This is a genomic window from Sphingomonas sp. H160509 (assembly GCF_024124765.2).
In the GTDB taxonomy this organism is placed as follows: domain Bacteria; phylum Pseudomonadota; class Alphaproteobacteria; order Sphingomonadales; family Sphingomonadaceae; genus Sphingomonas.
Map to the genome: position 1 here is coordinate 2,836,117 of NZ_JAMXSR020000002.1, position 18,732 is coordinate 2,854,848.

At 63.1% G+C, this 18,732-nt stretch carries 6 protein-coding genes and 5 pseudogenes; 3 read left to right on the forward strand and 8 right to left on the reverse strand.

Annotated features, from left to right (window positions below; all coding sequences use genetic code 11):
* Positions 1-302 precede the first annotated feature (302 nt).
* The 6 genes and pseudogenes from NHF48_RS15725 to NHF48_RS15750 form a co-directional block, all read right to left on the reverse strand.
* Complete coding sequence (locus NHF48_RS15725) at positions 303-1,985, reverse strand: TonB-dependent receptor domain-containing protein (RefSeq protein WP_253071624.1); 1,683 nt, start codon at positions 1,983-1,985, stop codon at positions 303-305.
* Between the two features lie 502 nt (positions 1,986-2,487).
* Positions 2,488-2,865: pseudogene (locus NHF48_RS25265) on the reverse strand (TonB-dependent receptor plug domain-containing protein); the annotation flags it as partial.
* A 650-nt stretch (positions 2,866-3,515) separates the two neighbouring features.
* Positions 3,516-5,798, reverse strand: coding sequence for a TonB-dependent receptor (locus tag NHF48_RS15735; RefSeq protein WP_253071625.1), 2,283 nt, complete (start codon positions 5,796-5,798; stop codon positions 3,516-3,518).
* Positions 5,799-6,291: 493 nt separating this feature from the next.
* The gene (locus NHF48_RS15740) at positions 6,292-6,741 is read right to left on the reverse strand and encodes a glycoside hydrolase family 5 protein (RefSeq protein ID WP_253071626.1); all 450 of its coding nucleotides are present in this window, start codon (positions 6,739-6,741) and stop codon (positions 6,292-6,294) included.
* 118 nt (positions 6,742-6,859) lie between these two features.
* Positions 6,860-7,531: pseudogene (locus NHF48_RS15745) on the reverse strand (cellulase family glycosylhydrolase); the annotation flags it as partial.
* The gene (locus tag NHF48_RS15750; protein WP_253071627.1) at positions 7,473-10,661 is read right to left on the reverse strand and encodes a TonB-dependent receptor; all 3,189 of its coding nucleotides are present in this window, start codon (positions 10,659-10,661) and stop codon (positions 7,473-7,475) included. The pseudogene NHF48_RS15745 and the gene NHF48_RS15750, both read right to left, overlap by 59 nt.
* A gap of 282 nt (positions 10,662-10,943) precedes the next feature.
* Between NHF48_RS15750 and NHF48_RS26070 the strand changes: the two are divergent.
* The 3 pseudogenes from NHF48_RS26070 to NHF48_RS15765 all read left to right on the forward strand — a co-directional run bounded on the left by NHF48_RS26070 (position 10,944) and on the right by NHF48_RS15765 (position 15,333).
* Positions 10,944-12,385, forward strand: a pseudogene (locus NHF48_RS26070) (tryptophan halogenase family protein).
* A pseudogene (locus NHF48_RS15760) lies at positions 12,382-13,817 on the forward strand (tryptophan 7-halogenase). The pseudogenes NHF48_RS26070 and NHF48_RS15760 overlap by 4 nt, the downstream one beginning before the upstream one ends.
* Positions 13,814-15,333, forward strand: a pseudogene (locus NHF48_RS15765) (tryptophan halogenase family protein). Before NHF48_RS15760 ends, NHF48_RS15765 begins: the two co-directional pseudogenes overlap by 4 nt.
* Here NHF48_RS15765 and NHF48_RS15770 read toward each other — a convergent pair.
* Both NHF48_RS15770 and NHF48_RS15775 read right to left on the reverse strand, forming a co-directional pair.
* Positions 15,326-16,081: a glycoside hydrolase family 16 protein gene (locus NHF48_RS15770; RefSeq protein WP_253071628.1), complete on the reverse strand. Its 756-nt coding sequence runs from the start codon at positions 16,079-16,081 to the stop codon at positions 15,326-15,328. The pseudogene NHF48_RS15765 and the gene NHF48_RS15770 sit on opposite strands and share 8 nt — an antisense overlap.
* 77 nt (positions 16,082-16,158) lie before the next feature.
* Entirely contained in the window at positions 16,159-18,687 is a 2,529-nt protein-coding gene (locus tag NHF48_RS15775; RefSeq protein WP_253071629.1) for a glycoside hydrolase family 3 protein, read from the reverse strand.
* Between the last annotated feature and the right edge of the window lie 45 nt (positions 18,688-18,732).

Here is an 18,732-nt window from a genome sequence, read left to right on the forward strand (position 1 = left end):
CTTTCAGTGCCCGCCATCTCGGCGTCAAGCGCGAAGGTAGGACGGAGGTTTTTCCACCGTCACGTCGTGTTGTGGGCAAAGACCTCGCGGTCGCAGATTTCGTATCGTGAGGATCAGTCAGCGATGAAAGCCAGTGTTTATAAAACGGTGCTTGCGGCTTCTTGTCTTGAAACAGCAGTTCGCAGGCATGAGCGCAGAAGGCTTCATGTGGAATCGATGTAACGGCTCAAAGTCTAAGTTTTGTCTCTTCGTTACGTCGCTGAACGCAAAGGTGGGGACGCACTCGCGCCCCCACGTCCATTTCAATATTTTACACGAAGACGCGTGTAGTAGAAGCCGCCGTTGAAGCCGAACGGGCCACCACCGCGCGGGTAGACCTGGCCGTCGGACGTGCCGCCGGTCAGGGGATAGATCTGCACCGTTCCGTTCGCCGCGAGGCGATCGGGGTGTTCGTCGGTAAAGTTCTGCGCACCGATCGACAGGGTGAAATGCTCGGCGAAGACATAGCTTACTTCGAGATCGGTAACGAACTTGCCGCCGAAGACCTGGTTAGGCGTCGCCCCGGTCACGATGCCGTTGGTCAGGATGTTGGTGACGCCGTAATCCTGCGCCGCGGTGAACGAGCTGTAGTAATTCTCGCGGACATTGAAGCTCAGATTATCCAGCGACCAATTGGCGTTGAAGACGATACGGTGCTTCGGCGCCAGGTTTTCCGCATCGATGAGGATGGGGAAATTGATGACACGGGAGTCGTAATCGGTAACCTTGGTCTTGTTGTAGTTATACGCGAGCGAGAAGTTGAGCTCGGCTTCGCTCAGTTTCGTGCGGTAGGTGCCGACCACGTCGATGCCACGGGTGCGCGTTTTGAAGCCATTGGTGAAATACTGCACTTGGCCGTCGAGTCCAACGGCTTGCAGTGCCGGTTGCGCCGCGATCGCGATGGCATTGACGATGAATGGCGAGGTCAGGCCGATGCGATTGCGCAAATCGATCTGATACCCGTCGACCGTGACCGTCAGGCCGCGGACCGGCTCCAGGATGACGCCGAGGCCGTAGTTGGTCGACTTTTCCGGGGTCAGCGGCTCGGCGCCGTAATATTGCGCGGGTGCGCTGTTGACAGGATAAGTGCCGGCCTGGAACGCGTTGCCGTTGTTGAACGAGGTCGTGACGATCGAGACGTTCGACTGACCTGGCGACGGCGCGTGGAAGCCGGTGCCGAAGCTGCCGCGGACCGAGAACCCTTCGACGAACTTGTAGAGTGCGTTGACCTTGCCGACCCAGGCATCGCCGAACGTGTTGTAGTGCTCGTATCGGCCGGCCGCCCCGACCGTCAACGCTTCGGTAAGATCGGTTTCGAGGCCGACATAAGCGGCATAGGCCTTCTGGTCGAACTTGCCCGCTGTGGCTGGGCTGGTTCCTGCATAGCCGCTGGCGCCGACTCCCTGCGCCGCGGTCGTGCCGGAATCGACGTACACGCCGGGCGCGGTCTGCGTGTAGAGCTGCTGCGCGATGGCGTAGGGACCGGCTGCATAGGATTGCGCATTGCCGGCAGTCTGTTCGTAGGTTTCCTTGCGGAACTCGCCGCCGGCCGAGATGGTCAGCGGCGCGGCGAGGCCGAGATCCGCCGCATAGGTGAAGTCGGCGTTGAAGTTCACTTCCTTCTGGATCAGGTCGCCGAAGTCGAAGCTCGTCTGGGTCGCCGGCCCGTAGGAGAAGTTGGCCGAGTTATACATCGACAGCGACAGCTTGTTGCGTGCTAGCGTCACCGACAGGTCATAGCTGAAATCGCCGCTGGTGCCCTTGTAGCCGAGCACGCCGTAGAGTTCCTGCGACTTGCCGACGAAGCGCGGCGTGAAGCCGGCCGGGTAGAGCTGGTTGAACTTGAAGGTGTTGCCGTCCCGTACGAAGCCGCCGGTCGGGCAGGTCGCGTTGCCGGTGGGGCAGGGGGGTGAGGAAGAACGTGTTGTTGAACGCGCCGTTCGCACCCTGATTGCGGACCACCCCGGCTGAATCGACTGCGGTGCTGCTCACTGGCGCACGATAGTTGAAGCTCTGGTTGCCCTTGCTCTGCGCAAAGTTGCCGAAGAAATAGAGTTTGCTGTCGGGGGTGACGTTGATCGCCGTGTTGAGCACCGACTTGAATCCGTGCGAGGGCGAATTTCCCCAGATCTGCACGGGGCCGGGGAAATTGGGTAGCTGCGTCGCGAGCGCCGGGAAGTTCTGCGCGAAGTTCGCCGCGGATGGGCGGGTTCGACCCCGGCTGGTCTGCCCCTCGTCGACATATTCGCCGGTCGCGTTGATGAAGCCCCAGTCGCCCTTCAGGCCCGCATTGCCCGCGATCTGGTAACTTTCGCCGTCTCCCGCATAATATTGCCCGGCGCGACCGACCAGTTCGATGCCCTGATCCTGGCGCAGGCCGTAGTTCAGAACGCCGGCGATCGCGTCCGAGCCATATTGCGCGGTGGCACCTTCGCGCAGCACCTGGAGATTGCCGATCGCGAGCGACGGAATTGCCGAGATGTCGGGCCCCTGGGCGCCGCGACCGAGCCCGGTATCGCTGCCGCCGTAGACCTGCACCAGCGCCGACCGGTTGTAGCGCTTGCCGTTCAGCATCACGAGGACCTGGTCGCCCGACAGGCCACGAAGCGATGGCGAGCGAACGAAGGTCGACGCGTCCGAAATCGAGTTCTGGCCGGCATAGAACGACGGTACGATGTTCTTGAGCGCATCGATCATGTTGGCGGCAGGCTGCGTGGTCAGGTCATCCGCACTGATGATGTCGACGGGCGAGGGCGAGTTGGCCAGCGTACGGTCGGTACGTCGCGTACCGAGTACGAGGATCTCACTCGTTGGTTCGGCCTCCACGGGTGCAACCCCTTGGGGGAGTGGTGTCCTGAGCGGAGCCTGTAGCCGCGTCCTGTATGGTATCTCGTTCGGCTGCGAAGGCGGCGGGGCACGATAGTAGTGCAACCGCCAGTGCGACGGTCGAAGTCGTGTATCTGATCATCTAAAGCCCCCTTGGAAAACCTAGCTCTTCAAAAGTCTTCTCCAGATGTTCCCGTTCTCGACCGTCGATTGTGTTCGGCGTATCGAAACGCTTTTTTGACCAGCCCTGCGAATGTCGTGACGGTGTCATTTCACTGCATCGTCATCGTGCACCAAACGGCCACAACGGACGTGTTCTAGCAATCGAAAACTTCGTACGTCGTCACGCATCTGCAACAATGTTGCATTTTTGCCGCATTTTGGTGAGCCGGAGCCAGTGCAGGGCTGGGGACCGCGAAGCGCGCTAGACAAAATGAACGAATGGCAGAAGTCGAACCCAGGAAACTATCAGGAAGATGTCCGCTATAAAGTCCGACTGGAAGCTTTAGTGACGCGTTTGTCGACAGCCGATCAAGTGTTAGGGCCAGTGCCCAAGCACCGGCCCACCACAGTATCACGTCAGACGACAGCGCCTTTGGCTCGCTTGCGACCCAAGATCGACCGTAAGGCGCTCAGTCCGGCGTCTTATCTCAAAATGCGGCCTTGAACTGGCCACCGATGATCCGCGGTTCGTTGATCATGCCCGTCAGGTTATTAAAGTCGATCGCGCTGATGCTGCGATACTGGTTGGTGATGTTGCGGACGAACGCGCCGACCTCATACCCTTGCGGCGATTTATAGCCGACCTTAAGGCCGCCTTCGAGCGAAGACTTGCCGGTGAACTCGACCGCTTCGTACAGGAAGAAGTTGATGCGGCTGCGATAGACCCAGTCGGTGTACGCGTAGACCTCGCCGCCATTGGCGAGCGGGATGCCGTAGCGTGCGGTCCAGTTGGCGATCCAGCGCGGCGCCTGGGGAAGATCGTTGCCGTCGATCACCGCGAACCCGTTGACGATCGGATCGAGCACGGTGCAGGTCGCGCATACCCCGACACCAATGCCCCGGTCGCGGATCTCGGTGAAGTTGTAGCTGCCGCTCGCGGTCAGCGTCAGTTCGGGAAGCGGCCGCGCCTCGAATTCGCCCTCGATGCCGTAGCCGATCGCCTTGTTCGCGCTGATAAGCCGTGCCGAATTGCTGCTGCCGCCGACCGCGGTGATTTGCAAATCCTTGGTGCTGTACCAATAGGCGTCGAGCGAGAAGTTCACCTTCCGATCGAGCAGCGTGCCCTTGAAGCCGCTCTCGCCCGAGAAGGTCGTCTGCTTGGGCGCGGTGCTCTGGACGCTGCCGAAGGTCACGCGGTCCTGGATTGCGGGGCCCTGATAGCCGGTCGCGAGCCGCGTATAGACGTTGATCGCGGGCGTCAGTTCGTAGGTAGCGCTCGCGTCCCAGGTCACGTTCGAGCCACGGACGATCGCACGCGCGGGCAGCGTGTCGCTGATCCCGGTGCCGGGGATCGGTGCTGTGACGAGGTCGTTGCGATAGTCGTGCGAATAGCGGACGCCCGCGCGCAACGTCAGCAGGTCGACGGGCTTGGCCTCGATCGAGGCGAACGCGCCGTAATTCTCGTTGCGGTTGTCGTGGTAGATATCCTGGTCGAGGTCGGTCGCGCGCGAACCGGTACCGCCGAACGCATAGTCGTACTGGTGATAGCGGAGCGTCTGGTGGAAATAATACAGACCGCCCTGGAGGCGGATGCCGTTCATGTCCTCGCTGGCATACCGCAGTTCCTGGCTGAACTCCTTGGGCTTGGTCAGGCCGCCGGTGTTCGACGGAAACAGCCCGACGCCGATCGCGCCGATCGTTCCGCCGAGGAACGTGTAGTTGTTGCCGCCGTCGACATCGCCGGTGCTCTCGACCTTGGCCTGCTCGTAGCCGGTGACCGAGTAGAAGGTGCCGATGCCATCGAGGTGATAGTCGAGCCGCAGGTTGGTGCCCCATTGCGTGAGGCTCTGGCTGGTGTAGCCGTCGAGCGTGACGTGCTTGGGGTCGAATCCGGTATTGAAGTCGTTGGTCCCCGGCTTGAACAGCCCGGCGCGGAAGATGCGTGGCGAGCCCGTCAGGTCGCGGACATGCACGTTCAGCAACGCGTTGAAATCGCTGCTGGTATAGCCGAGCTGGAAGCGACCGGCGACGTCGCGATAGCCTTCGAGCTTGCGATTCGCATTGCCCGTCGTGGAATCGTTCTTAACCCAATCGTCGCGCGACTGGATGATGCCCGATGCGCGGAACGCGAAGCCGTTGCCGATCGGCAGGTTGAGCGCCGCCTCGCCGTTGATCGTGTTGTAGGTGGCCCAGGATCCGGTCGCATAGCCCGAGACCTTGTCCGGGTTCGGCTTGGCGGAATCGATTTTCACGACGCCCGCGGGCGTGTTGCGCCCGAACAACGTGCCCTGCGGCCCGCGCAGCACTTCGACGCTCTGCAGATCGAAGACCGGGAACGACTTCAGCATCGGGTTCTCGAGCGCGACGTCGTCATACACGACCGACACCGGCTGCGCGGCGTTGGGATCGAAATCGGTGTTGCCGAGGCCGCGAATGTAGAACCGCGGGAAGGTGCGACCGAACGACGACTCGACCTGGAGGCTCGGCGTGCGGCCGGCGAGGAAGCGGATGTCGAGGCCGCTCGAATTGAGCACGTCGAGCTTCTCGCCGCTGATCGCGGTGACCGCGAGCGGCACGTCCTTCGACGATTCCCGGCGGCGGGTCGCGGTGACGACGATCTCACCGACGCCTTGGTCGCTCGCCGGATCGCTCACGGCTTGTGCAGCCGGCACGTGTTCCTGTGCGATGGCGGGCACCGCGAAAACGAGCAGCGGCGCGCTGGCGGCGAGCAGTCGGGCGATGGCAGACGTACGAACGGGCAAGCGAATCATGGATGGTCCCCCTTGGGCTTCGAACATCCTCCTGTGTCGATCCGTGTGACCCGGATGCGTCACCAACCGGTAACATCACTGCAACGCGCGGCAATAGACACGATCAGGTGCGATGCATTTTTCCTGGCACCGCGACATCTTTGCCCCAATCTCTGTCCGGGCCTGCAACCGTTGCGGATCGCGCATCGGCTTGTCCTGCCCCACTTCGAATTTAGGAATCCCCGCCCGCTCCCAAGTGGCGTAAATACATAGCCGTCATCGCTCCGCGCGAGTTTTAACCGATCGCGTCCTTCGTCCTAGTCGATGAAGTCGCTAAGCAGAAAGACGCTATCCGTGCGCTGTCGTGCAGAGGCGGGCCGTGCAGATGCGGGCCGCGCCGCCCACGCCTGCCAGAACCGTGCGTCGCGATAATTCTTACGTCATGCGTCTGCAACGGGACGATCATGCTCCCGATCAGACCCATGTCGGCTTGATACCGCTCCGGACGGATGCTTTACCGTTGCTCGGGTATAAGCGCCTTGCGTATCGGCTCTACCCAACGACCCTTGTCGATGTCGTACAGTATGAAGTCGCTGTCGAACTGCCAATACGCCCATGGGAAGCCATGCGCCTCGGCCTCGCGGCGGACGGTCGCCGTGTAACGGGCACGTGCCTCGATTGGCGTGCCGCTTTTCTCATACGCGCCGAACTCCCCCATCAGTACGGGACGGTCGTTCGCGCGCGACCATGCACCGACCTTGTCGTAATCGGCCTTGATCCTCGCCTCGTCGGCGGCTGTGAAGGGCACGTCCTTCAGTTCGGCGGTTTCCGACGACCAGGGCGCACCCTGGTGGGTGAATCGGAAAGGCTCGTACGAGTGGAAGGTGACGAGAATGTTCCGGTCGGATTTGGGCAGTTCGAGTCCGGGCAATTCTTCCAGATTGTTCCAGCGGGTCGGCCCCACGACGAGCGTCCGACCCGGGTTGGTCGCGCGTACAGCAGGGGATGAGCCTGCTCAGCATCGCGTTCCACCGGGGACCATCCAGAGGCGCGTGCGGCTCGTTCAGCAATTCGAACAGAACGCTGTCCGGCGCGTCGCGATAGCGTGCCCCGATCTGCTGCCAGAACGCGATCAGCCTGGGTTCGCAGGCGTCCGGCGCTTCCGAGCACAGGTTGAAGTCGTGCTCATCGAGAATGACGCTCAGGCCTGCTACGGTCGCGTCCTTGACTACACCATCGAGCGTTGCGAGCCACTTCGGATCGAGGCGGTTTCTGGCATCCATGTGCTTGAAGGACTGGAGCACGACCCGGACGAAATCGAACCCGCCCTGCTTGATGATCCGGAAATGACGCGGCTTGAACCGTGCCTTCTGGGGATCGTCCCACAGCGGATCGTATCCGATGATGTTGACGCCGCGGTGCAGGCGCGACGCGGTGCGCCATGCCGGCCCGGTCGCCGTCGCCGGACTGTCGGATGTCCGTATCGATGCTTTTGCGACGCCGTCGTGCGAATAAGCGACCGTCGGAGCGGCGAGGGGCCACCGCCGCACCCAACACATATCTGAAGAGCACGGATGTCTTTCTTTCGATAACGTATCGTAAACTGCAGCTCCCTGGTGCGAAGGCCATGACAGGAAGCTGCAGCATTGACGACGGTGTCGGGCGTGCGCCCGGGTTAGAACTTTAGCCGTGTGGTCAGCGAGAAACGACGATCGTTCTTGAAGTAACTGCGCGGCGCGCGCAGCCCTCGGCATTGACGACCGATTCCGTCTTCGTCGTGCTGTCGAGGAGATTTACCCCCTGGAACCCGATCTTGAAGTTGTCGTTGACCGAGTACAGGATCGTCCCGTCGAGCTGCCCGAACGCACTGGCATAGATCGGCAGGAATGGCGCGATCTCGTCACGGATCGTCAGCAAATACCTCGATCGCCAGTTGTACGCGGCGCGCAACGACAATGGCCCCTTTTCATAGAATAGCGTGCCGTTGATCGTATGGCGCGAAAGCCCTTCGAGCGGCAGGCGAGAGACGTCGATCGTCGTGGTCGGCGAAGTGGCCTGTGCGCCGCGGCCCTGCGGGATGTTGGACGGGTCGACAAAGGTATAGTTGGCCTGCACGCCAGGCCCAGACAGCAGCCCCGGAAGGAAATCATAGGTCTGCTGATAGGCGAGTTCGAAGCCCTTCACGTTGCTGTGGCTGTCCGCGTTCTGTGGCGCCACGAACAACACGTTCTGGGTGATGCCGTTGTTCGTGATCGAGCGGGTTTGCGCCACGTTCGCGACGATGACGTTCGACAGATCCTTGTAAAACGCCGCCGCGGTCAACGACCCGACCTTTGCGAAATACCATTCCGCGGTGAGATCGAACTGGTTCGCCTCAACGGGTTTCAGGAACGGATTGGAATTCCGGCTGCCGCCCTCGAGCTGGAACACCGAAAGCCCGCTGGTCGGTGCGATCAGGGTCGTGCTCTGCAACTGCTCGAAGCCCGGCCGCGAGATCGCCTTCGAATAGGCGAAGCGCGAGATCAGGTTCGGCGTGATGCCAACCTTGAGGTTGAAGCTCGGCAGGAAGTGATCGAAGCGGTTGCGCGTCGTCTGGTTGATCGCGGTTCCATTGGAAAACGTCAGAACGTCCTGCTGCTGCGCCGATGTAAGGCCGCAGAACGGGCTCGTCTGTGCGGGCTGTCCACAGAAGGTCGCGACGCTGGCAGCGCTGCCGATGATCTGGTTGCGCGTCGGGAACGTGAAGAAGCCGTTCGCCTTGTCCGTCGTCTGGATGTAGCGGAGGCCGACGTTACCCGAGACCTTCAGGCCTCCGAACAGGTCGTTGCCCTGCGTACCAAAGTCGAGCCGGGCGTATGCAGCTTTGGTCTCTTCGGAATTGGTGTAAACCTCGCTCGGCAGGAAGCTGGTGCCGGCGACCACGCCCGCGCGCTGGCCGGCAGGCGTCCATCCGCCCGAATTCGCACCCTTCTGGTTGCGCCAGATCGCATTGACCGCCTGTGCCTGTGCGGTGATGGCATCGTAGCTGGATGCCGGATTTCCGTTGATGTAATTTGCGCCGAGCCCGGACGGACCGTCGCCGCGGAACACATTATCGAAGCTGAACAGGCCGTAGCCGTTCGAGTTGGTGTCCGCAAAGGTGACGGGACCCGACCCATCCCAGACTTCGCTGAGCACGCCCCAGTTATACAGCGAATACCGCACTGTCTGGTCGCGGTCGGCATAGCGGGCACCGACCTTGGCCTTCTTAAGGAAGCTGTCGTCGTCGAAATCATACGTCGCGTCCGCCTTGAACGCCCATTCATGGCCCTTGTTGTCCTCGAAATGGTCCATCGCAGCACGATAATAGCTGTTCGCCGGATCCGCGAAATACGCCTGGCTGTTGGCGCCGTTAGGGGCGAGGAAGCTGATGTCGGGCGTATTGCCGGTGAGGTCGAGCGCTACGTCGGAGAACGTCGATCCATAGACCGACAGATCCGTCTGCTTCGTGGTCGATTTTACATACTGGCCATCGAAGTTGAAGGACAGCTTTTCGGTTGCCTGCCACTTCACGTTGCCGCCAAAATCATTGGTCACCGCACGCGTCTTCACGCCGCGATTCGAAAGCTGCGTAACCATGCCGCGTTGCTGTCCGCCGGCCGGCACGTAACCGCGGTCGAGCGAAATCGTACCAGTTTCGAAAAGGCCGTCGTCCCCGAAGGTATAGTTGGTCCCCGGCCGCGGCGCGGTGGCGCGGTCGATGCCGTCGGACACGGTTTCTACGGTGCGCTCGCCCCAGGTCTGGCGTGCGTCGCTGCGCACGAACTGCAGCGTAGCGAGCAGCGACCTGTCGTTCGATTCGAACTGCAGCGCGCCTGCCGCACCGATGCGCTCGCGGTTGAACTCCTGCGTCCGTACGCCGGCGCCCACTGGCGCGTACGCCACCTGGCCCGGGGCAAGCCCTGCCAGGGTGTCGGTTTCGTTTACCCCGTCGCCGTTGATGTCCTGCGAACCGTTGAAGCGGGCCTGGTAGTTCGTGACCTGCAGGCCGTCCGCGCGGCTGAAGAGCTGCGAATACGACCCGCCGACGAGCACGCCAAAACGACCAATGCTCGTGTCGAAGTTCTTCGACGCAAGGCCTGAGATGGAGGGTGAGCCCTTCTTGGAAAAATCGCCGTAGTTCATGTCCGCGGACACGTAGACGACCGGTTCCTTGCTATCGAAAGGCTTGCGCGTGTTGAGGACGACCGTTCCGGCGATCCCGCCTTCGATCTGGTCGGCGGTCATGTTCTTGTAGACTTCGACCGAGCCGAGCAATTCGGGCGAGACGTCCTGGAAGTTGAGCGCGCGGCCGCCATTGACCGAGAAGCTGTCGCGACCGTTGAATTCGGAGCGGACGTAGTTCAGTCCGCGAATGACGATCCCGGAACCCTCGACCGAGAAGTGATCGGAGTCGTTGCCGGCTGCGAAGCGGCTGATCGAGACGCCGGGAACGCGCTGGAGCGCCTCCGTTACCGAGCGGTCCGGCAGGGCGCCGATGTCTTCGGCAGTGATCGCGTCCACGACGGTGTCGGCATCGCGCTTGATACCCTGCGAGTTCGCCAGGCTGGCGCGGATGCCGGTAACGACGATTTCATCACCGGTTGCTGCGTCGGTCTGGGCCGCAACGGGATCCTGCCCCGTAGCCGGCGTCCCCGTCTGCGCGTCGGGTGCGGCGGCGCCGGATACTACGGGATCGGTCGACCGCGATATGCCGCCATCCTGGGAATTGGTCGTGGGCGCGGTCGGCTGCGTCACCGTCTGCGCGAAGCCTTGCACACCGGACGTGAGTGCCAATGCGGACACACCGATACCCAGCGAGCGGACGAAAGATAGGTGCGCGCTACGCGAGGCAATGACGTGCATTCAGTTTCTCCCCCGAGGTCGAGCTGCGAATGTGCGCCGACTCTCTTTCTCGCAAATACGCGAGTGATGGTGCTCGGTAGCTCGCGTTCCGGCGGCGGGACAATGGTTGACGTGTGGTCCTGAGGTATAACTGTTTTGATTTTCATTCATATGTTGCCTACAGGTCACAGTCGCTGAGATCGGCATAACCGTACCGGCCAAACTGGAGAGGATATCGCTATCAATTCGGCTTCGCGCACTCCTATCAAGGTAGTCGTCGTGGGCGGCGGTACCGCAGGCTGGATGACTGCCGCTGCGCTTGCGGCCGTTGCCGGCCGACCGGTCGCGGAGGTCCACCTCGTCGAGTCCGAAGAGATCGGCATCGTCGGTGTCGGCGAGGCTACGCTGCCCCATATCCGAGCCTTCAACACGCGGCTGGGTATCGACGAGGCGGAGTTCATGCGAGCGACCGGCGCGACGTTCAAGCTTGGTATCGAGTTCTGCGACTGGGCGCGGATCGGCGACAGCTATATCCATCCGTTCGGCGCCTTCGGACACGATGTCGACGGGGTAGGATTCCACCATTATCTCAGCCGTGCCGGACAGATTGCCACGCTTCCGGACTATTCGCTGCCGGTCGTCGCCGCCCGCCACGCGAAGTTCGCGCCGCCCCTGGACGATCCGCGGTCCCTGTTGTCGACGTTTGGCTACGCGTATCAGTTCGACGCGACGCGCTACGCTCCGTTTCTCCGTGTGCGGGCCGAGCGGCAGGGGGTGGCGCGAACCGAAGGACGCGTGGTCGATGTCGAACGGAGCGCCACGGGTGATGTCGTGGCGGTCGTGCTCGACGACGGCCAACGAATTACGGGCGACCTGTTCATCGACTGCTCGGGGTTCCGCTCGCTGCTGCTCCGGACAGGCGATGGGCGAGCCGTTCGAAGACTGGTCGCATTGGCTGCCGTGCGACCGTGCAGTCGCGGTGCCCTGCGCCGACGCGGGAACGCTGAAGCCCTACACCACGGCAACCGCGATGCCTGCCGGCTGGCGATGGCGTATTCCGCTCCAGCACCGGGTCGGCAACGGCTATGTCTACTCGTCCGCGCACATCGACGACGGCGTCGCGCAGGACGCCTTGCTGCGGTCGATCGAAAGCACGCCGCTGGCGGACCCGCGCATGCTGCGTTTCAAGGCGGGCCGGAGAGCGCGCAGCTGGGTCGGGAACGTCATCGGCGTAGGGCTGGCCGGCGGCTTTCTCGAGCCACTGGAATCGACGAGCATCTATCTGATCCAGTTGGCGATCACCCAGTTGCTGGAACTGTTCCCCGCCACGCCGGTCTCGCCGATCGACCGCGATGCGTTCAACCGGGTGGTCGATCTGGAATATGACCGTATCCGCGACTTCCTGATCCTGCATTACCATGCGACGACGCGCGACGATTCACCGTTCTGGGATCATGTGCGGACGATGGACGTACCCGACACGCTCGCGGAGAAGATGACGCTGTTCCGCCAGCGGGGGGCGCGTGATGACCTACCGCGAAGGCGTATTCCTCGAGCCGAGCTGGATTGCCGTGTATCTCGGGCAGGGCGTGGTGCCGAAAGGATATGACCAGCGTGCGGACCGGCCGTCCGATGCCGCGCTGGTCCAGGCGCTGGCACGGTTGCGCACCGAAACGCGGGTCGCCGTCATGACCATGCCCGATCACGCCGCCTACATCGCGCAATCGGGGGGGGCTGCTGCATGAGCGACACCCGCATCGGAACGATCGCGGTGGTCGGTGACGGCATTGCGGGTTGGAGCGCCGCGGCCGCCCTGAAGGCGCGTGTCCCCGGTATCTCGGTCGCATTGATCCCGGTCGCGGAACTGCGTCCCGGCTTCGTCGATCTGTTCGGCGGCGCATCGCCGTCGATCGGGGAGTTCCACACGGACATCGGGTTGGACGAGCGCGATGTCCTGACGCGGACCGGCGCGAGCATACGGCTCGGCACCCGGTTCTTTGGGTGGGGCGGGGGGGCGACTATACCCATGCGTATGGGCGCGCCGGAATGCCTGTCGATGGAGTGCCCTTTGCCACGATCTGGGCGGGTTCGGGTGGAACCGAGCCGTTCGACAGCTTCGCACCGGCGGCGGCGTTGGCGGCAGCGGGTCGGTTCGTACCGCCTCGCGCGGACATACTCGGTGGCTATGCCAATGGGTTGCAGCTCGATCCACCGGTCTATCGCCGGTTCATCGAAGCCTATGCCCGACATCTAGGCGTCGTGGTGACTGCCAGCGGGATGCGATACGCCGAGACAAACGGCGATCGCGTGACGGCGCTCCACCTGGACGATGGGGGGCGTCTGGAGGCGGACCTCTACATCGACGCGACCGACGTGGATGCGCACCTTATCACCCAGTTCGGCGACGATTGGCAGGATTGGTCGCCATGGTTGCCGTGCGACAGTTTCGTTCAGAGGCGCGGGACATCGGATGCCGAGCCTGGTGATCGGTTCCTGTCACCTCTTGAGCAGGTCGAAGCGATCGATGGCGGATGGCGCCTGACATCGTGCCTGCCCGGCAGAACCGATACGGCCATCGTCTATGCAAGCGGCGCTCGCCAGGAACCGGGCGACGTTTCACGGTTCCGGAGCGGAAGGCGATCGCGAGCCTGGATCGGCAACGTCGTGGCGATCGGCGAGGCCCATTGCGTCGTCGAACCGCTCGAAGCCGCACCGCTCCATGTCTTGCATACGCAGATCGATCGACTGGTCGCGTCGCTGCCCGATCGCGATTTCGACGAGGTCGAGCTCGCTTACTATAATCGCGAGACGGGGCAGGAGGCGGACCGCCTGCGCGATTTCCTGATCCTGCATTATGCGACGTCTGATCGTCCCGAGCCGTTTTGGCAGGCGGCGCGAGACGCCCCGTTGCCGCCCGAGCTGGCCGAGACGTTGACGCTATTTCGCGAACGTGGCCGTTTGCCGATCCGCGACGGCGAGAGCTTCGATCGGGACAGCTGGCATGCCGTGCTGCTCGGGCAGGGTATCCTGCCACGACGCGGCGACGTTTTGGTCGCTTCTGTCGATCCGAAGCGTGCGCGCGCCGCCATGGTCGATTTTCGAGCGCGGTTGTCGAATGCGGTCGCCGCCGCCCCGACACATCGCGCGTATCTGACAAGCTTGAGGACCAACGCATGAGCGAACACACCATCCGCGAGGTCGTCATCGTCGGCGGCGGCACCGCCGGCTGGATGGCGGCGGCGGCGCTGTCCAAATTCCTTGGCGGTGGCAAGGAGCAGGGGCAGCCGCGTATCCGCCTGATCGAGAGCGAGGAGATCGGCACCGTCGGCGTCGGCGAGGCGACGATCCCGACGATCGCGACGTTCAATCAGATGCTGGGCATCGACGAGGATGATTTCGTCGCAAAGACCCAAGGCACGTTCAAGCTCGGTATCGAGTTCGTCGACTGGCGCAAAATTGGCGAACGCTATTTTCACCCCCTTCGGCCAGTTCGGACACGATATCGAAGGGCTGAACTTTCATCAGTTCTTCCTCAAGCTCGCCAAGCAGGGCCAGTGCGCCGACATCTGGCATTACGCGCCGTGCGCGGTGGCAGCGGCGGCGGGGCGGTTTGCTAGGCAATCGCCCGATCCTCGATCGCCCTTCGGCACATTGCCGTACGCGTTCCATTTCGACGCCGGGCTCTACGCCAGATACCTGCGCTCCTATGCCGAAGCGCGCGGGGTCGAGCGTATCGAGGGCCGGATCGTCGATGTCGCATTGCGCGGCGAAGACGGATTCGTCGAGGCTGTGACGCTGGAGGATGGGCGGCGCATCGAAGGCGAGCTGTTCGTCGATTGCTCGGGGTTCCGCGGTATTTTGATCGAAGGCGCGCTGAAGACCGGATATGAGGATTGGCGCCATTGGCTGCCGTGCGATCGCGCCGTCGCGATGCCCACGGCGAACATCGGCGACCCCGTGCCGTTCACCCGCGCGACCGCCCGAAGCGCCGGCTGGCAGTGGCGCATTCCGCTGCAACACCGCACCGGCAACGGCTATGTCTATTCGAGCGCGCATATCTCCGATGAGGACGCGCAGGCGACGTTGCTTGCCACCGTCGAAGGGCCGCCGATCGCCGATCCGCGACGTCTGGCGTTCGTGACGGGGCGGCGAAAGCGGTTCTGGAACCGCAACGTGGTCGCGCTTGGCCTTTCCGGCGGCTTTCTGGAACCGCTCGAATCGACCTCGATCCATTTGATCCAGACCGGGATCGCCAAGCTTCTCGCGCTGTTCCCGGATCGACGATTTCTCGAGGTGGAGGCCGGCGAATATGACCGCCTGATGGGGAGCGCGTATGACGGCGTGCGCGACTTCATTATCCTGCATTATCACGCCACCACCAGGGACGATTCACCGTTCTGGAACCATGTGCGGACGATGACCGTGCCGGACAGCCTGCGTCGAAAGACCGAACTGTTCCAGGCGAAGGGGCCGCTTCTTCCGCTATGACGACGAACTGTTCTCGCTCGCGAGCTGGGTCGCGGTGATGTTGGGGCAGGGCGTTACGCCCGAAGGGTACGACCCGATCGTCGACGGGCTCGACGAGCGAAAACTCGTGGAGGCGGTGGAGCGGATGCGGCTGGGTATCCGCCAGACGATTGCGCAGATGCCGTCGCAATCGGACTACATCCGCGCACACTGCGCCGCTATCTGATGCGCCGATCGGGTGCCCAGTAGCGGACATAGTCGATCCGCATCCGCTGGGGCAGGGCCGCGTCGTCGATACCTTTCACGCCGCCCCAGTCGCCGCCGATGGCAAGGTTGAGGATCAGGTCATAGGGGCGGGTGAAGGGCCATGCATCGGCTCCACCCGGCCGATCGTTCGCGACGCGCATGTAGGCTTTGTCGTCGACTCCGATGGTGATCGAGTCCTGGCGCCAGTCGAGTTGATAGCGGTGATAGGCGGTACACGCCGTCGATACCTCGGTCTGGCCGCCGCGCTGGGTCCCCTTGGCGTGATTGAATGCAGCGGTGTGGAGCGTGGCGTGGACGATGTTCGGTTGCCAGCCCACCATCTCCATGACGTCGATCTCACCCGCGTCGGGCCATTTTCCAGTCCGCGGCAACAGCCATAGCGCGGGCCATGTACCCCGTGCGCACGGCAGCATCGCGCGAATCTCGTAGAAGCCATAGGCGTGCGATACGCGGCTCACGAGCTTGGCGGATGTGTAGGTCTGACCGCCCCAGTCGGGCTTGTCCGGCAGGCTTTCACGCCGTGCTTCGATCACAAGCACGCCGTCTTCGATACGAGCATTTTCAGGACGATCGGCAGCATAATATTGCCGTTCGTGATTGAACCAGCCGGTCTTGTTGTTGGCCGTATCGAACCGCCACTTCGTCTGGTCGATCGTTTTCCCCGCGAACTCGTCCGTCCAGCTCGGCCTGGTCGACGGCGCAGGCATGGGGGGCGGCGACCTGGTAATTGGTCGCCGCCAAGGTCTGCATCGGCAGGACGAGAAGGATCGCCGCGATCGTCACCTCAACGGGTCGGGCAGGCTGCGACCGGTCCATCGGCATGCGCCAGACGAACGTCGGAGATCGAGAGTGTCAGTTTTCCAGCGGTCGAGATGACGAGCGGCTCGGTGACCTTGTGCGGATCAACCCCGGCGGTGACGAAGCATTTGAGCGGGATCGCCAGGGACTTCCACTCGCCGATTGGTGCCGCTTGCAAGAAGCCGGTGATCGGGACCGCGGCGGTTTTGCCCAGGCTGGCCATCGAGAGAGAGACAGCGGACACGGGCTTCGCGTCCATCCGGAACTGGACGATCATGCTCAGCTCGCCATTGGCCTCACGGGCAATGTCGAGCGGTGCGTTGGCCTCGATCCTGACGTCCGCCTCGCGCGTGCCTGCCCAGGTAAAGCGTCGGGCGTCTTCCTGGGCATTGCGATCGATACCGGCGATCGTCAGCGCGCCACCCGGGCTCCGGCCGCTGTTGCCGACGATGCGGGTCGATCCCCGGTCGCCTTCGCCCAGCGACAGGCTCCACGCTTCGGGTACGCGCCCCTTCGTGAAGAAGACGCCGCCTGCGTCTACCGCCATACCCGCGGGACGGGTCTCGTCCAGCGTGCCGACCACGGTGCGATCGGCGTAGGTGAGGCCGTAACCGAATTTGAACAGCGGGTCGTAATTCGGATCACGCGCATTCAAGACATACTGGTCGGGACGCTTAGGCCACGAGAAGGACAGCTTGCCCCGGAAGTCATGAACGGGTTTGCCATCCTTGCCGGCAAACAGCACGTCGGCGACGCCCGCGCCTTCGCTCCCCGGCAGGAACGCCGCGACGAAGGCATCCGAAGCGTTGAGTTCGGCGTTTACCCACATCGGGCGGCCCGACAGGAAAACGGCGACGACGGGGATGCCCGCCGCTTTCAGTTTGCGGAGCAGCGCGACATTGCTCTTGTCGCCCGGTGAGTATTCCAGGGTCGGCCGGTCGCCCATGAACTCGGCATAAGGGGTCTCGCCGAACACGACGATGGCAGCGTCGGGTTTCGCCGAATACGCGCCCGTCGGCGAGTAGGTGGCGGTACCGCCGCCGGCACGCACGGCCTGGTCGATGCCGCCCCAGATCGACGTCGCATTGGGGAAGCCGCGCTTCGGCACGTCGGTCCCCTGCCAGGTGATCGACCAGCCGCCTGCCTGCTGCGCGACATCGTCGGCAGCGATACCCGCGACGAGGATATTCGCCTTGGGCTTGAGCGGCAGAACACCCCCGTTATTCTTGATCAGCACGAGCGATTCCTGAACCGCCTGACGGCCGATGGCATGACCTTCAGGGGATCCGATCAGGCCGAACTGTCCGGCATAGCGTCGCGTCGAGGGCTTGCCCGCGGTGAAGGTACCGGCGAGCATCTTTACGCGCAGGATACGACGAACCGCGTCGTCGAGACGCGCCGGCACGATTTCGCCCGACTTGGCCTGCGCCAGCGTGTTGCGGTACAACGCCTTCCAATCGCCCGACATCATGAACATGTCGAGACCGGCGTTGATCGCCGCAGCGCAGCTTTCATTGGTGCATCCGGCAATCTGGCCGTGCGCGTTCCAATCGCCGACCACGAACCCGTTAAAGCCCATCCGGCCCTTCAGCACGTCGGTCAGCAATGTCTTGTTGCCGTGCATCTTCTCGCCGTTCCAGCTCGAAAAGCTGGCCATCACGGTCAGGGTGCCCGCTTCGATCGCGGGCGGGTATCCGGCCGCGTGAACGTCGCGCAGCACGACCTCCGACACCTTGGTATCGCCCTGATCACGTCCACCCGTGCCGCCGTCCCCGACGAAATGCTTGGTGGTCGCGATGACGTGGCCGGGCGCCATGAAATCTGGCGAACCGACCTTGCCCTGGATGCCGGTGACGACCGGGCCCGCATAACTGGCCACCACGGAGGGCTCTTCGGAATAGCTTTCGTACGTGCGTCCCCACCGATCGTCCTGCACGACCGCCAGCGTCGGTGCGAAGCTCCAGTCGAGACCGGCGGCGGCCGTCTCGCGTGCCGTGATGCGGCCGATCTTCTCCATCAGCGCGGGGTCTCGTGCCGCGCCCAGCCCGATATTGTGTGGAAACAGGGTTGCCCCGACGATGTTGTTGTTGCCGTGGACCGCGTCGGTGCCCCAGATCGTCGGGATCTTCGGGCGACCGTCATTGCGCTGCATCGAGGCGTCGTAGAACGCGTCCGCCAGCTTCAGCCATTCCGCCGGCGGTGCCAGTTCATCGTTGTTGGGCGCCGAATTGCCGCCGTTCAGCACCGAGCCAAGCTTGTATGTCTTGAGGTCCTCGGGCTTCACGGTCGCGATATCGGCCTGGATGATTTGCCCGACCTTGTCCTCGACCGACATGGCAGCAAGGATCTTGCCGATCCTGGCTTCCAGCGTCGGATCCAGCGCCGGCTTCGCAGCCACCTTTGGCCATGTCTCGGGATGCGCGACGGGGGAGAGCGAGGCCGGCGCGGTCTGCGCCATCGCCGTGGCGCCACCGAGCAACGCCAGGACGCTGGCAACCGAAAGCTTCGTCTTCATCATTCTCTCCCCGGTTCCCGCGTTGCGGGATTGGCAGCGTTTCAA

Coding starts and splice junctions, on each gene's coding strand:
- NHF48_RS15735 (WP_253071625.1), bottom strand. CDS start 5,798: ATGATTCGCTTGCCCGTTCGTACGTCTGCCATCGCCCGACTGCTCGCC.
- NHF48_RS15750 (WP_253071627.1), bottom strand. CDS start 10,661: ATGCACGTCATTGCCTCGCGTAGCGCGCACCTATCTTTCGTCCGCTCG.
- NHF48_RS15770 (WP_253071628.1), bottom strand. CDS start 16,081: ATGCCTGCGCCGTCGACCAGGCCGAGCTGGACGGACGAGTTCGCGGGG.
- NHF48_RS15775 (WP_253071629.1), bottom strand. CDS start 18,687: ATGAAGACGAAGCTTTCGGTTGCCAGCGTCCTGGCGTTGCTCGGTGGC.